At 33.6% G+C, this 14176-nt stretch carries 17 protein-coding genes; all 17 read left to right on the plus strand.

Annotated elements, in window-relative coordinates; translation table 11 throughout:
• The first annotated feature begins 112 nt into the window (after nt 1-112).
• The 17 genes from flgB (at nt 113) to ACW2QF_RS02520 (ending at nt 14139) form a co-directional block, all read left to right on the plus strand.
• On the plus strand, nt 113-499 hold the full coding sequence (gene flgB / locus ACW2QF_RS02440) for a flagellar basal body rod protein FlgB (protein WP_455714403.1): 387 nt from the start codon (nt 113-115) through the stop codon (nt 497-499).
• Nucleotides 500-550: 51 nt separating this feature from the next.
• On the plus strand, nt 551-985 hold the full coding sequence (gene flgC / locus ACW2QF_RS02445; RefSeq protein ID WP_455714404.1) for a flagellar basal body rod protein FlgC: 435 nt from the start codon (nt 551-553) through the stop codon (nt 983-985).
• Nucleotides 986-1002: 17 nt separating this feature from the next.
• A complete protein-coding gene (gene fliE / locus ACW2QF_RS02450; protein ID WP_455714405.1) occupies nt 1003-1311 on the plus strand; it encodes a flagellar hook-basal body complex protein FliE in 309 nt (102 codons plus the stop codon).
• Between the two features lie 59 nt (nt 1312-1370).
• Nucleotides 1371-2966 carry a flagellar basal-body MS-ring/collar protein FliF gene (gene fliF, locus ACW2QF_RS02455; protein ID WP_455714406.1) on the plus strand — a complete coding sequence of 532 codons (1596 nt, stop codon included), beginning with the start codon at nt 1371-1373 and terminating at the stop codon, nt 2964-2966.
• Nucleotides 2967-2972: 6 nt separating this feature from the next.
• Nucleotides 2973-3989, plus strand: coding sequence for a flagellar motor switch protein FliG (gene fliG / locus ACW2QF_RS02460; RefSeq protein WP_455714407.1), 1017 nt, complete (start codon nt 2973-2975; stop codon nt 3987-3989).
• On the plus strand, nt 3982-4782 hold the full coding sequence (locus tag ACW2QF_RS02465; RefSeq protein WP_455714408.1) for a FliH/SctL family protein: 801 nt from the start codon (nt 3982-3984) through the stop codon (nt 4780-4782). Before fliG ends, ACW2QF_RS02465 begins: the two co-directional genes overlap by 8 nt.
• 29 nt (nt 4783-4811) lie before the next feature.
• Entirely contained in the window at nt 4812-6116 is a 1305-nt protein-coding gene (gene fliI, locus ACW2QF_RS02470; protein ID WP_455714419.1) for a flagellar protein export ATPase FliI, read from the plus strand.
• Between the two features lie 8 nt (nt 6117-6124).
• On the plus strand, nt 6125-6586 hold the full coding sequence (gene fliJ / locus ACW2QF_RS02475) for a flagellar export protein FliJ (protein WP_455714409.1): 462 nt from the start codon (nt 6125-6127) through the stop codon (nt 6584-6586).
• A 2-nt stretch (nt 6587-6588) separates the two neighbouring features.
• Entirely contained in the window at nt 6589-7353 is a 765-nt protein-coding gene (locus ACW2QF_RS02480) for a MotE family protein (RefSeq protein ID WP_455714410.1), read from the plus strand.
• A 75-nt stretch (nt 7354-7428) separates the two neighbouring features.
• Nucleotides 7429-8775, plus strand: coding sequence for a flagellar hook-length control protein FliK (locus ACW2QF_RS02485; RefSeq protein WP_455714411.1), 1347 nt, complete (start codon nt 7429-7431; stop codon nt 8773-8775).
• A 24-nt stretch (nt 8776-8799) separates the two neighbouring features.
• Entirely contained in the window at nt 8800-9582 is a 783-nt protein-coding gene (locus tag ACW2QF_RS02490; protein WP_455714412.1) for a flagellar hook capping FlgD N-terminal domain-containing protein, read from the plus strand.
• Between the two features lie 63 nt (nt 9583-9645).
• Nucleotides 9646-10056: a TIGR02530 family flagellar biosynthesis protein gene (locus tag ACW2QF_RS02495; RefSeq protein WP_455714413.1), complete on the plus strand. Its 411-nt coding sequence runs from the start codon at nt 9646-9648 to the stop codon at nt 10054-10056.
• A 99-nt stretch (nt 10057-10155) separates the two neighbouring features.
• Entirely contained in the window at nt 10156-11580 is a 1425-nt protein-coding gene (locus ACW2QF_RS02500; RefSeq protein WP_455714414.1) for a flagellar hook protein FlgE, read from the plus strand.
• Nucleotides 11581-11709: 129 nt separating this feature from the next.
• A complete protein-coding gene (locus tag ACW2QF_RS02505; protein ID WP_455714415.1) occupies nt 11710-11901 on the plus strand; it encodes a flagellar FlbD family protein in 192 nt (63 codons plus the stop codon).
• A gap of 75 nt (nt 11902-11976) precedes the next feature.
• Nucleotides 11977-12792, plus strand: a complete 816-nt coding sequence (locus tag ACW2QF_RS02510; RefSeq protein ID WP_455714416.1) for a motility protein A — start codon at nt 11977-11979, stop codon at nt 12790-12792.
• Entirely contained in the window at nt 12785-13591 is an 807-nt protein-coding gene (locus ACW2QF_RS02515; RefSeq protein WP_455714417.1) for a flagellar motor protein MotB, read from the plus strand. Before ACW2QF_RS02510 ends, ACW2QF_RS02515 begins: the two co-directional genes overlap by 8 nt.
• A gap of 32 nt (nt 13592-13623) precedes the next feature.
• A complete protein-coding gene (locus tag ACW2QF_RS02520; protein ID WP_455714418.1) occupies nt 13624-14139 on the plus strand; it encodes a flagellar basal body-associated FliL family protein in 516 nt (171 codons plus the stop codon).
• Nucleotides 14140-14176: the final 37 nt, after the last annotated feature.

A 14176-nucleotide genomic window follows, 5' to 3' on the forward strand; every position in this document is an offset into this window, starting at 1 on the left:
CTATAATGCATGGAAAAAGTTTCTAAATGGTATCATTAAGAAATAAAACTTGTTTTTTTGACAAAAATCTATATAATATTTGTAGTGATAGTTTGAAAGTAAGTGTAAGTGAATGATATTTTCTGATTCATATAATTATATTAATGTAACGGGGAAAGCTGCTAGTGCTAGTAAAATGAGAAGTACAGTTATTGCAAACAACATCGCAAATGTAAATACACCTAATTATAAGCGACAAGATGTTAAGTTCGAGTCTTTACTAGCTGCTCAGATATCAGGTGGTGGGACGCTAGATTCTAAAGTTGCCACTGTGGATTTATCAAGCTTGAATGGTCAAGTATATACAGATAATGCAAACTTAAGTTATCGCTTAGATGGAAATAATGTGGATATATCAACTGAAAGTTCTTATTACGCACAAAGTCAATTAAAATATAATACATTAGTAGATTATATGAATCGTGGGTTTAGTGCGATTAAAATAGCGATGGGCAAGTAATTTTATAAAGGTTATAAATAGATAAAATGAAATGTAGGATGGAGGAATAACATGTCGTTATTTAATGCGATGAACGTGAGCGCAAGTGGTATGACAGCGCAACAATTGAGAACGGATATAATTTCACAAAATATTGCGAATGTTAATACAACTCGTGGTGCTGATGGAAAAGCTTATGTAAGAAAAACAGTGGTTTTTGCAGAAAAGGATACAACGAGTTTTAGTGGGGTTTTAGAAAATGCATTAGCCTCAAGCAATGGAGTTAAAGTTACTAAAATTGTAGCTGATACGGAAACTCCTATGAGAGAAGTTTATGATCCTTCTCATCCAGATGCTAATGAAGAGGGTTATGTAACCTATCCTAATGTTGATACTGTAACAGAAATGACAAATCTTATTGATGCCAGTCGTGCTTATGAAGCAAATATTACTTGTTTTAATGGAGCAAAAGCGATGGAGTCAAAAGCATTAGAAATTGGTAAATAAATTAGGAGGCTTACATAATGAACATAAATTCGATTAATAGCATATCAAGTGTTTTAAGTACTTCAAACAGTGGTTCTGTAACAAAAACAAGCAGCGGTACAGGTTTTGAAAGTTTGTTTCAATCTGCTCTTGATATGATTAATGAAACAGATTCTTTAACAAATAAAGCAGAAGAAGAAGCGATTAAATATTCATTAGGCTATTCAGATAGTGCGTTAGATTTGATGGTGGCTCAGACAAAAGCCAATACCTCCTTGCAATTTACTGTAGCTGTGAGAGATAAGGTTTTAGAAGCATACAAAGAAATTATGAATATGCAATTTTAAAAAAACCCCATAATTGCTTAGTGAATTGAATTAGGTAAGGGTGATTAGAGGAGCGTACAATGGCAGAAAGATTAAAAAAAATACCTGCCACGTTACTTGAGACGTGGAATAAATTTACGAGTAAGCAGAAAACGCTGATCATTAGCGTTGTTCTAGCTGTATTCTTAACGATTGTTATATTGGTTTACGTGCTTTCTCGTACAACGTGGAAGGAACTAACGACTTGCGAGAACACAAAACAATCAAATGAAGTTGTAACTTTACTTGATGAAGAAGGAATACCAAATCGAGTATCAGATGATGGGTTGGTAATATCGGTTGATGAAAAAAGATATACGGATGCTCTTTTAAAGCTGAGTTCAGAAGATATTATGACAACTGGTATGACAACGGAAGATTTGTTTAACTCAAGTATTACAACAACACAAAGCGAGAGAGATTTAAAGTCGGTGATTTATCTTCAAGATGATGTTGCAAGAACACTTCGTTCAATGACAGGTGTTAAAGATGCGGTGGTCTACATAGGTGATACATCTAATTCATACACCATTTTTGAAGATGAAAAAGAAAAACCGGCAAGTGTATTGTTAACTGTTACAGATGAGTTTAGTGAGAGTTCGGCAGAAGCAATAGCGCTCATGGTAGCATCGGCAATCGGCAATAAATCAACAGAAGAAATAAAAGTAACTGATCAAAATGGAAACGTTTTGTTTAATGGTACAAGTGATTTGTACTCAGTTGGAAACTTTAAAACAAATTTAGAATATAAAGAAAAGCTTAATGCAACAATCTCTAACACAATTTATATGATGATGCTTAAGTTGGGTTATGACGATGCAGAGATTGGTCTTAATTTGAAACTTGATATGGATGTTGTAGAAGAGTTGCAAAATGAATATACACCTGCTGAAGGACAAGAGCAAGGTGTGTACAAATCTAGTTATAATTATGAATCTACTGGTACTAATTCTTCGGGTGGCGTTCCTGGAACAGATTCTAATGATGGGACGGATTATTTAATGGAAGATTCAGCTAGCTCAGATTCGGAAACAACGACATCTACGATTGAATATCTTCCTAATGAAAGATCTACTAACACGAAAAAAGAAGTAGGTGCTATCGTGCCGGAAGACTCATCAATTGCGATTATCCTTACTAAATACGTTGTGTATAAAGAAGAGGAACTTGAAAAGCAAGGCCTTTTAGGGGATATGACTTTTGATGAATATGTTAAGGCTAATAATACAAGAACCAAATTAGAAGTAGATGAAGATACCATTACTACTGTTGCAAATACAACAGGTATTTCATCTGAGTCAATTAGTGTACAAGCTTTTGAAGTTCCTGTATTCCAAGCTGCTGAAGAAAGTGAATCTAATGTGACAAATTATCTTGCAATCATATTGTTTGTATTAATTGTTGCGTTATTGCTGTTTGTTGTATTCAAGGGAACAGCTCCAGTTGAAGTGACAGAACAAGAACCAGAGCTTTCTGTTGAACAATTATTGGCTACTACAAAAGAAAATCAGTCTCTAGAAGATATTGAATTTAATGAGAAATCTGAGACTAGAAAGATGATAGAGAAATTCGTCGACGAGAATCCAGAAGCTGTTGCACAATTGCTTAGAAACTGGCTCAACGATGATTGGGGGTGATTGTGTATGGTATCGCAGAAGAATACTGAGATTTCTGGGGTACAAAAAGCTGCAATTTTACTAATTGCATTGGGACCTGAAAAATCAGCAAATATATTTAAACATTTAAAAGAAGATGAGATCGAGCAACTTACACTAGAGATTGCCAATACACGAAGCATTTCTCAAAGTGTAAAAGATGATGTTCTAGATGAATTTTATGAAGTTTGCCTAGCACAACAATATATTGCAGAAGGTGGTATCGGTTACGCGAAAGAGCTTCTTGAAAAAGCACTTGGTGCTGATAAAGCAAGAGATGTTATTGGTAAACTTACTGCAAGTTTACAAGTGCGTCCTTTTGAATTTATTCGAAAGACAGATGCGAGTCAATTGTTAAACTTTATTCAAGATGAGCATCCTCAAACAATTGCGCTTATTTTATCATATCTATCTTCTGGGCAATCTGCAGCAATAATTTCTTCTCTTGCTCCAGATAAACAAGCAGATGTTGCAAGGCGTATTGCACAGATGGATCGTACATCACCAGATGTTATAAAAGAGGTGGAAAAAGTTTTGGAAAGAAAGTTATCTTCATTAGTAAATCAAGATTACACAATTGTTGGTGGTGTGGATTCTATTGTAGATATCTTGAATACTGTTGATCGTGGTACTGAAAAACATATCATGGAAACTCTTGAAATTGAAGAACCAGAACTTGCTGATGAAATCAGAAGAAAGATGTTCGTATTCGAAGATATTCTTGCGCTTGATGATAAATCTATTCAGAGAGTGCTTAGAGAAGTTGATAATAACGAACTTGCTGTTGCACTTAAAGGTTCTAATGAAGAAGTTCAAACAGTTATCTTTAATAACTTATCAAAACGTTTGGCTGCGATGATAAAAGAAGATATGGATTTCATGGGCCCTATTCGTATGAAGGATGTTGAAGAAGCACAACAGAAGATTGTTAATATTATACGTAAATTAGAAGACTCTGGTGAGATTATTATCTCCAGAGGCGGAGGTGACGAGATCGTTGTCTAGTAACTTAATTAAATATAATTTTGTGAATTATGATAAAGAAGAAAAAGTTCTTATCGACTCTGATTCCAAGCATCCATTCTTCAAACCTTTAGGTTTAGATAATTTAGAACTTATTAAAACTGGAGAAAATGTTGGAACTGAGGAAGGTTCGGTAGAATTCGTTCCTGGGTTGCAAACGATGTCTGAGAATCAGAACAAACAACAAGATTTAGAAGCTGTTAATAGAGAAGCGGATCGAATCATTAACCAAGCTAAAGAAGAGGCTGAAGGTATTTTACAGGAGGCTAAAAAAGAAGCTGAATATATAATAGAAGAAACAAAAAAAACGGGTTTTCAACAAGGCTATGAAGACGGCAAAACAGAAGTGTCTAAGTTACAAGAAGATTTGAAAAATCAAATCCAAGTAAATGCAAAAGAACATCAAAGAATAATACAATCTATTGAACCACAATATGCGAGTTTGGTCATTAAATTGCTAGAAAAGTTGACTGGGATTGTTTCTTCTGAATATAAATCTGTAATATTACATTTAATACAAAAATCTCTTGAAGATAATGAAAATGAAGAAAATTATTGCGTTCGCGTATCAAGAGATGACTATGATTTTGTGAAGAACAAAGTAGATTTAATTAAATCACTCTTGAAAGAAAATGCAAATGTTGAGATAGTGATTGATAATAAATTAGAGAAGTCTCAATGTTTTATTGAAACGGACACAAGTGTTATCGATTGTAGTTTGAATGTTCAATTAGAGAATCTAGTTACGGATTTGCGTTTATTAGCGGGCATATAGAATGGAAGAAAGTGGGTAATCAGTTGAGTGTGATAGACTTTAATAAATATACAGAATTACTTGACAAAAAATACGAGCGTAAGCTTGGAAAAGTTGTTAAGGTTGTTGGTCTAACAATTGAATCTATTGGTCCAAATGCAAATCTGAATGATTTGTGTGTGATTACCTCACAAGACAAAACACAGAAGATTATGGCGGAAGTAGTAGGGTTTAAAGATAATAGAATACTACTAATGCCATATGGAAATGTGGAAGGTGTAGGGATTGGTAGTATGGTAGAAAGTACTCGAAAGCCTCTACAAGTACAAGTTGGCGAAGGAATGCTAGGAAAAACTTTAGATGGACTTGGTATACCTATTGATGGTACGCAGCTATATACAGGATTGTCTTATCCTGTTGCTGCAGAACCACCTGATCCATTAAAGAGAAAGATAATTGATACCGTTTTGCCTCTAGGTGTTAAAGCGGTAGATGGATTAATAACAGTTGGCAAAGGCCAAAGAATTGGTATATTCGCGGGTAGTGGAGTTGGTAAAAGTACATTACTTGGTATGTTTGCTAGAAACACGAAAGCGGATATTAATGTTATCGCTCTAATTGGAGAGCGAGGTAGAGAGGTTCGAGAATTCATCGAACGAGATTTAGGTGAGGAAGGTATGAGGCGGTCTATCGTTGTTGTTGCAACTTCTGATAAACCTGCATTAATTCGTAATAAAGCTGCAAAAACAGCAACTGCAATAGCGGAGTATTTTAGAGACCAAGGGAAAGATGTTTTGCTGATGATGGATTCTCTTACTCGTTTTTCGATGGCACAAAGAGAGATTGGTCTAGCATCTGGCGAGCCACCAGTATCTCGTGGATATCCTCCGAGTGTATATTCAGAGATGCCGAAATTATTAGAACGAGCTGGTAATTCTGAGGTTGGTTCAATAACTGGATTGTATACAGTATTAGTTGATGGTGATGATTTCAATGAACCGATTACTGATACAGCAAGAGGTATTTTAGATGGACATATTATGTTATCTAGAAAGTTAGGGCATAAGAATCATTATCCTGCAATAGATGTTTTGCAAAGTATCTCTCGTGTTATGAGTGCTATTGCAAAGAAAGATCATAAAGTAAATGCTGGTAAACTGAAGAATGTTCTAGCAACATATAGTGAAGCAGAAGATTTAATAAATATTGGTGCCTATAAAACAGGCTCCAATAAGAATATTGACTATGCAATTGAAAAAATTGATGAAGTTAATGCATTTCTTATGCAAGGTGTTGATGAGAAATATGAATTTAATGAAGTTGTCTCTTTGCTAGAAAATATATTTGAAGAATAGGTGATAATGTGGCCAAGTTCATATATACAATGCAAAACATATTAGACATTAAGTATAAATTAGAAGAACAACAAAAAACAGTTTTTTCATTAGCACGACATAAATTAACCAAAGAAGAGCAAAAATTAGAAGCACTTAACGATAAAAAGTTAAAATATCAACAAGAATTAAAAAAGCTAATGCAATCTAGCCTAAACATTCGTGATATCAAATGGTATGAAGATGCAGTCGAGACTATGAAGTATAAGATTAATATACAGATGTTAGTAGTGAAACGTGCTCAGAATGAATTAGAGGCTGCTAGAAAAAAACTAACCGAAATTATGGTTGATCGAAAGACTCATGAAAAATTAAAAGAAAATGAGTTTGAGGAATTTAAGAATGAATTAAATTCCATAGAGAAAAAAGAAATTGATGAATTAGTAAGTTTCAAATATAACAATAATACGGTAAGTAGTGAGGAAGATTAGGTATGGCGAGAAACAAATATAAAAATGAGATGGAACTGGATAATGAAGAAAAAGGTGGAAGTCGAATTGTTACGGTATTAATTGCTGTACTTATAGTCCTAATATGGCTTGCTATTTTTGCTTTATTAGTAAAATTCGATGTTGGAGGATTTGGATCAAGTGTTCTACGACCAATCCTTAAAGATGTTCCTGTTGTAAATAAGATATTGCCAGATGTGTCTGATGAACTGTTAGCGGAAGAAAATGATTATGAATATAGTGATATTGGAAAAGCAAATGCAAGAATAAAAGAATTGGAAAGGCAATTAGAAACTAGTCAAAATTCTAATAGTACTAATGACAGTACCATTCAAGAATTACAAGCAGAGATCTCTAGATTACAAGTGTTTGAAGATAATCAGTTAGAATATGAGAAGAAACTAAAAGAATTTAATGAAGAAGTTGTATTCGCTAAACAGGCACCTGACATAGAGGAATATAAAAAGTTTTATGAAGAAATTGATCCTGCTAATGCAGAAGAAATTTATAGACAAGTTTTAGAACAACTTGCTACAGATGAATTAATCCAGGAGCAAGCGGATCGTTTTGCTAAGATGGATGCAAAAGTAGCTGCGGAAACTATGCAAGAGATGACTGGTGATATTAAGTTAGTTTGTGAAATATTAAAAGCTATGAAACCAGCGCAAAGTGCAGCTATTATGGATGAAATGGATCCTTTATTTAATGCGAAAGTTGTAAAACGACTTTCAACCCTTGAGGAAAATTAATTTGGTACTAAGGCTTATATGGTAGTTATCGATATAAGTTTTAGATATATATATCAAGAGGAAAGGAGGTAAAACATGAAGGCGAGTGAAGTGATGTCACAGATTTCGAATATGACTAGTTTTCAAACTACTGCTAAAGTGAATTCTGCAAAAAATTCTAGTTTTCAAGATATTATGGGTAGTAATTTGCAATCAAAGCAAGATAGTGACAATAGTTATCCTGTTAATAAAAAGACTTCTCCAGCTAGAGATAGTAACACTTCAACGGTAACAAATAAGACTAGTAAAACAGCTACTAACGATACAAAGAAAGCTAATGAAACAGAATCTTCTAATGTTATAAGCAATGATAAAGATAATGTTGAAGAAAAAATCAATCAATTAGTTACAGAAGTTAAAGAGATTCTAATGGATAACCTTAAAATTACTGAAGAACAGTTAGAAGATATTATGTCTACTTTAGGCTTAAATTACCTTCAATTATTAGAACCTAGTAATTTAGCACAGGTTTTTGTGGAAGCAAATGGATTAACTGATAAGGCACAGATGTTAACAAGCCAGCTCTTATCTGATCAATTTAGCCAATTGGTTGAACAAGTTGGACAAGTTGATTTGGAGGCATTAGGTCTTACTACAGAAGATGTAGCTGCCTATATTGAAAATTTGAATCTAAATAATAACAATGCAGAATCATTTAATGTTGCAGAAGAAGTTATAACAGCAGTTGAGAAAACTGAGCCAGAAGAAGGTAACGCTGACAATCTAAAAACTTTAAATGATGAATCAAGTGCTGAAAATAATGAAATCAAAGTTGATGTGCAAAAGTACACAACAGATGATGACGCAAATTTTTCAGATTCTCATCAACAAAAACAAGATACATCTGTAGAAAATGCAAACCTTAATACTATTTTAAATAATGTTTCTAAGGTTAGCACAGTTGAAAGTTTTGGTAATGAACTTGTTCAAGTACAACAAGTTAGAGATATTGTTAATCAAGTTGTTGAACAAATAAAAGTAGTAATAAAACCAGAGCAGACAAGCATGGAGATGAATTTGAATCCTGAAAGTTTGGGTAAAGTTAATTTATTAGTAGCTCAAAAAGATGGAGCTTTGACAGCACAATTTACAGTACAAAATGAAGTCGCAAAAGAAGCTTTAGAGAGTCAAATGCAAATTCTGAAAGAAAATTTCAACACGCAAGGTTTAAAGGTTGACGCAGTTGAAGTAACAATTTCTAATTTGCCTTTCTCGCAAGACAATATGTCTGAGGGAAGTAAAGAACAATATAAATCCTCTGGTAAGAAGAAAAATATCAATTTAGCTGATCTTGATATAATAGAAGAAGATTTATCAGCTGAAGAAGCTATGAAAATTGATATGATGCACAAGAGTGGAAATAGCGTTGATTATAGCGCTTAATTAGAAAGCAAAGGAGGCGTGATTATGGGAGATTTAGTTGGTACAATAACCGATGGGGTAATTCAAAAATCATCAACCTTAACTACGGAGTCATCAAATAACTCTTTAGATAAAGATGCATTTCTTCAATTACTTGTTACTCAGATGAAATACCAAGATCCATTAAATCCTTCAACTGATACAGAGTATGTTGCACAGTTGGCACAATTCTCGCAATTAGAGCAATTACAAAATCTTGGAACAACTATGACTAATTCACAAGCATTTAGCTTAGTTGGTAAAGATGTAATCATGAAGACTCAGGATGGTAGTGGTAATACATCTTATTACAGTGGTACAGTAGATTTTGTTACTGTAACAAATGGAAAGGCATATTTGTCTATTGGTGGGAATTTATTCCCTGCTGATAAACTAGATACAGTAATTGATGAAGATTATATGAATCAGCTACCACAAGTTGCTGAAACAGAGATAACTTATAATATAGCCGAGCCTAAGGATGCTGACATTGAGATTAGTTTAGGATATGGGGAACATTCCGCTTCTAAAGCGATTGTCTCAATTAATGGAAAAGAAATTAGTGATGAGTACATTAGCGTAAAAGAGAATAAATTAACAATTAAAAAAGAAGCGTTTGCTAATTTAGAGGAAGGTACATACCGAGTATCTATTAGCTTTAACAATTCATATGAAACAACAGTCGGTAACAAGGTTACGGTTACGGTAGTTAATAACCCTGTAGAAGTAAAGCCTGAAGCGGATAAAACTGAAGGTGAAACAACCGAAGATGAAACGGTTGAAGGATAATTGACTGAGTAACAGGCATAGTCGAGAAAAGAAGGAGCTTTTCTCATCGTGAGGTGAGTAGATATGGATATCAGAAATAAACAATACACGTCCATTGAACAAATGACGGGTCAATATCTTCATAATCGAAAGATTACATATGATAAGTCAAATATAGAAACAACTCTTTCTTTTAAAGAATTATTCGAGACTACAAAACAAAATGGTCTAGAAAAAAAAGTAGAATCATCTTTGAAGTTTTCGAAGCATGCGAATCAAAGAATAGAGAGTAGGAATATTGATTTATCTGGTGAAGTCTTACAACGTTTAGAAGATGGTACGCGCATAGCGCAACAAAAGGGTATTAAAGAATCGCTTGTTATGATTGACAACATGGCATTCATAGTGAATGTTCCTAATAGTACAGTAGTAACAGCGGTTGATAAAAACGAAAACAAAGTATTTACAAACATTGATGGCGCCGTTATAGCATAGAAGCTGGACCTAACTGGAGGCTTATAACTTTTGAATGACAGATAAAGTTATTGGAATTCTAATTTGCTAACAGCGTTTTATAGTAGGAGGAAATGCATTATGATGAGATCACTTTATTCTGGTGTTTCAGGACTTAAAGTACACCAGACAAAAATGGACGTTATAGGTAACAATATAGCAAATGTTAATACAATTGGTTTTAAAGCAAGTACAGTACAATTTTCAGATGTTTTTTATCAAACAACACAAAGTGCCAGTGGAGCTAATGCCTTAACTGGTACAGCGGGTACGAACGCCAAACAAATTGGTTTGGGTGCTACATTATCTTCAATCACTGCATCTATGTCTACACAAGGTGGTTCACAAAGAACAGATAATGCTACAGATCTTATGATTACAGGAAATGCATTCTTCGTGGTAAACAATGGTAATGGAAATTACTTTACAAAGAATGGTTCATTTACAATTGATGGTTCTGGTTATCTTGCAACGGAAAGCGGATATTATGTAATGGGCTGGTCGCCAGATCCTGATGACCCAAATAAAATCAAACAAGATACGGTGAATAAGATTGCAATTCAAACACCTGAAAACTCTACAACACCACCAGAAGCAACTACAGATGTAACTTTAAAAGGTAATATTGATAAAACAGATAGTAACCTTACTGGAGATGGATATATTATATCATCTGAGTTTTTTGATAGTTTAGGTAATTCATATACTGCGAAATTATCTTTAGTAGCGGATACAGCAGCAACTACAGCAGGTGAAAATCAATATAAGATTTCGCTAGTAGGTATTAATGATTCTACTGGTAAAGCGGTTACTAGTGCATTAATGACAAACGTTACTATAGGTACAGATAGTTATACTATAGATGCGGATGGTAAGATTACAGGAACTGCAACTTCTGCAACCGTAAAATTTGATGCAAATACCGGTGCATTTATCTCTACAGGAACAGGAACAGCCGCTGCACCAATCAATACACTTGATATTAAAATTACATCAACTTCTGATACAACAGATAATACATTATTTGGTGATAAGGGTATAATTACTTACGACCTATCCTCTATCACTCAATACTCAACTACTGGAAATTGTAGCATTTCTTCTAGCAAAGGTAGTCTTGAAAACATAGGTGCTGGTAAGAAAGTTGGTAACTTATCAGGTATTAGTATTCAACAAGATGGTAAAATTTATGGATCTTACGATAATGGTACAAGCAAATTACTTGGACAAATCGCTGTAGCTACATTCTCTAATCCATCAGGTCTTGAAGCGGTTGGAGGAAGTTTATTCGCAGCAACTCAAAACTCTGGTGAATTTGACGGTAAAGGTGTAGACGTAACACAAGATGGTGGTAAATTCTCAACAGGTGTACTTGAAATGTCAAATGTAGATTTGTCTGCAGAATTCACGAATATGATTACAACACAAAGAGGTTTCCAAGCAAATTCAAGAATCATAACTACCTCAGATACATTATTGGAAGAGTTAATCAACCTTAAGAGATAGTTAATAGGTAAATAGAAATTATAAAGATTCAGGGAAGAATCATATTTACACGATAAGTAAATCCTGCTTCCCAGCAATGTAGAAGCAGGATTTATTATATATCTGTAATAACAAACAAGGAGGAAGTTTATGATTGAAGTAACAAGACTGAATGGAGTGAAATTTTCCGTTAATTGCGATTTGATTGAAACCGTAGAGGAAACACCAGACACAGTAATTACCTTAACTAATGGTAAGAAGTTTGTCGTATCAGAGAAAATGGAACAGATTAGAAATCTAGTAATCGATTTTAAGAGACAAACTTACTGCGATAGGATTTGATATTACTTTTGAACAGTAGAGTTTATACATAAACTCTTAATATAAACTAAATTACAAAGAATAGGTGGTGGAGCTATGGATATAGCAACTATAGGCGGATTGGTTATCAGCTTGGTCTTGGTAGTGTTCGGTATTACTTTTAATGCTGATCCATTTGGATTTCAATTTGATAAATTAGTCAATTTTATTGATTATCCTTCCATGTTAATTACTTTTGGTGGAGCGTTTATGGCTCTTTTTACAGCTTCTAAAAGTGCAAAAGAATTTTTGAATAATTTAAAAAGTTTCAAACTAGCATTAAAAACGTTACCTTCCAATGAAACTGAAACAATAACAACAATAATTGAGTTATCTAACGTTGCTAGAAAAGAAGGTTTACTTGCTTTGGAAGAAGCAGCTAACGGGATCGAAGATTCTTTTTTGAAAAAAGGGATTTTATTAATCGTTGATGGTACCGATCCGGAACTTGTTAGAAGTATTATGGAAACTGAGTTGATTTCCATTGAGGGTAGACATAAGAAAACAATATCATTTTGGGAGGATCTTGCGACAATGGGACCTGCTTGGGGTATGATTGGTACCTTAATAGGTCTTGTAAACATGTTACAACAAATGAGTGATCCGAATTCCATTGGTCCTTCAATGGCTGTTGCTCTTATTACCACCTTATATGGTTCCTTACTAGCGAACTGGATTGCTACTCCGATTGCAATGAAGTTAAAATCTAGTAATGATACAGAGATTATGACAAAAGAAGTCATGGTTGAAGGCCTTTTATCAATTCAAGCTGGTGAAAACCCACGCGTAATTGAAGAAAAATTAAAATCATTCCTTTCGCCTGCTATGAGAGATGACTTGATGAATGTTGAAGGCGGTGAATTAAATGGCTAGAAAGAGGCAAGAAGACCCCCCAAAGGGTTCTCCTGCTTGGATGAATACATTTAGTGATTTGATGAATCTATTGCTATGTTTCTTCGTTTTGCTTTTTTCCATGTCAACGGTTGATGAAGATAAATATGAACAACTGGTAGCTTCTTTAAATAGTTCTTTTAGTATCTTCAGTAATGGAGGTCCAGCTATTGGTGAAGGACAGTTGATATCAAGTGGAGTTAGTCAATTAAATCAATTATCTGACTATGTTTCGGATGTGGAGTATGAAGCAGAAGAAGAAGATACAGATGAAGCGGATCCTATGAAGTATATTGAAGAGCAAAGAAAAGTATTATCTGAAGAGATGTATGATGAAATTACTGAACTAACTGAAAAATTTAATATTGATAACAAGGTTGATGTTAAAATAGATGGTCAGAATCACTATATTAAATTATCTATAGGTGGTTCCGTTCTCTTTGATTCGGGTGTGGCAGAAATTAAAAAAGAAGCGTTACCTATTTTGAATAAAGTTGGAGACATATTAAAAGAGTACAGTGACTGTTTGATTAAAATTGAAGGTCACACAGACAATGTACCAATAACAAGTAATATTAAATATGCTGATAATATGGACTTGTCTGCAGCGAGAGCGATTTCAGTTTGGAATTACCTTACAGATAAGAAAGGTCTAGATCCTTCAACACTAGAAGCTTCTGGTAGAAGTGAATATGATCCAATCGCTTCTAATAGTACACCGGAAGGTCGTGCAAAGAACAGACGTGTTGAGATTAAGATATACAATGAGCTAAGTAAATAGTTCATTAGAAAAAAACTATAGGGAGTGGACATATGAAAAGAAATATTTTAACAGTCGTTATTATGGCATTATCAATAGTAAATTTAGTTTTGTCTGCTGTAATCGTATTTTCAGTAGTACCTAATGTAAACAAAACAAATAACTTAATTGATAAAGTAGCAGAAATCATTAATTTAGATTTAGAGGCTCAAAATGGTAATGAAAAGATAATTACTGTAGATGATTTAGAATCGTATAATTTTGAAGAAGAACTAATTATTAACCTTAAGAAAGATGCAGATTCTTCTAAAGAAAATTATGCTGTAATTAATAAGATTTCGTTATCTTTATACAATGGTGCTACTGATTTTGATAAAGTAAAAAGCAACATAGAAACATCTTCAGCAACTGTTTATGATATCATTAGAAAAGGATTCTCTAGTTATACAAAAGACGAAGCAAAAGTTAATGAAGATAAAATTAAAAGTAGTATTATTCAAATGCTAAATGAGAAATATGGTGATAGAGTAGTACAAGATATTGTTTTTGGTAGTTTAGTATTTCAATAATAAAATTAATAGCTGTTAATTTAACCCAATACTAAAT

The sequence above is a fragment of the Anaerosporobacter sp. genome, assembly GCF_965301125.1.

Bases quoted from the DNA above. Each gene is read 5' to 3' on its own strand.
- flgB (WP_455714403.1), top strand. From the start codon at position 113: ATGATATTTTCTGATTCATATAATTATATTAATGTAACGGGGAAAGCT.
- flgC (WP_455714404.1), top strand. From the start codon at position 551: ATGTCGTTATTTAATGCGATGAACGTGAGCGCAAGTGGTATGACAGCG.
- fliE (WP_455714405.1), top strand. From the start codon at position 1,003: ATGAACATAAATTCGATTAATAGCATATCAAGTGTTTTAAGTACTTCA.
- fliF (WP_455714406.1), top strand. From the start codon at position 1,371: ATGGCAGAAAGATTAAAAAAAATACCTGCCACGTTACTTGAGACGTGG.
- fliG (WP_455714407.1), top strand. From the start codon at position 2,973: ATGGTATCGCAGAAGAATACTGAGATTTCTGGGGTACAAAAAGCTGCA.
- ACW2QF_RS02480 (WP_455714410.1), top strand. From the start codon at position 6,589: ATGGCGAGAAACAAATATAAAAATGAGATGGAACTGGATAATGAAGAA.
- ACW2QF_RS02485 (WP_455714411.1), top strand. From the start codon at position 7,429: ATGAAGGCGAGTGAAGTGATGTCACAGATTTCGAATATGACTAGTTTT.
- ACW2QF_RS02490 (WP_455714412.1), top strand. From the start codon at position 8,800: ATGGGAGATTTAGTTGGTACAATAACCGATGGGGTAATTCAAAAATCA.
- ACW2QF_RS02495 (WP_455714413.1), top strand. From the start codon at position 9,646: ATGGATATCAGAAATAAACAATACACGTCCATTGAACAAATGACGGGT.
- ACW2QF_RS02500 (WP_455714414.1), top strand. From the start codon at position 10,156: ATGATGAGATCACTTTATTCTGGTGTTTCAGGACTTAAAGTACACCAG.
- ACW2QF_RS02505 (WP_455714415.1), top strand. From the start codon at position 11,710: ATGATTGAAGTAACAAGACTGAATGGAGTGAAATTTTCCGTTAATTGC.
- ACW2QF_RS02510 (WP_455714416.1), top strand. From the start codon at position 11,977: ATGGATATAGCAACTATAGGCGGATTGGTTATCAGCTTGGTCTTGGTA.
- ACW2QF_RS02515 (WP_455714417.1), top strand. From the start codon at position 12,785: ATGGCTAGAAAGAGGCAAGAAGACCCCCCAAAGGGTTCTCCTGCTTGG.
- ACW2QF_RS02520 (WP_455714418.1), top strand. From the start codon at position 13,624: ATGAAAAGAAATATTTTAACAGTCGTTATTATGGCATTATCAATAGTA.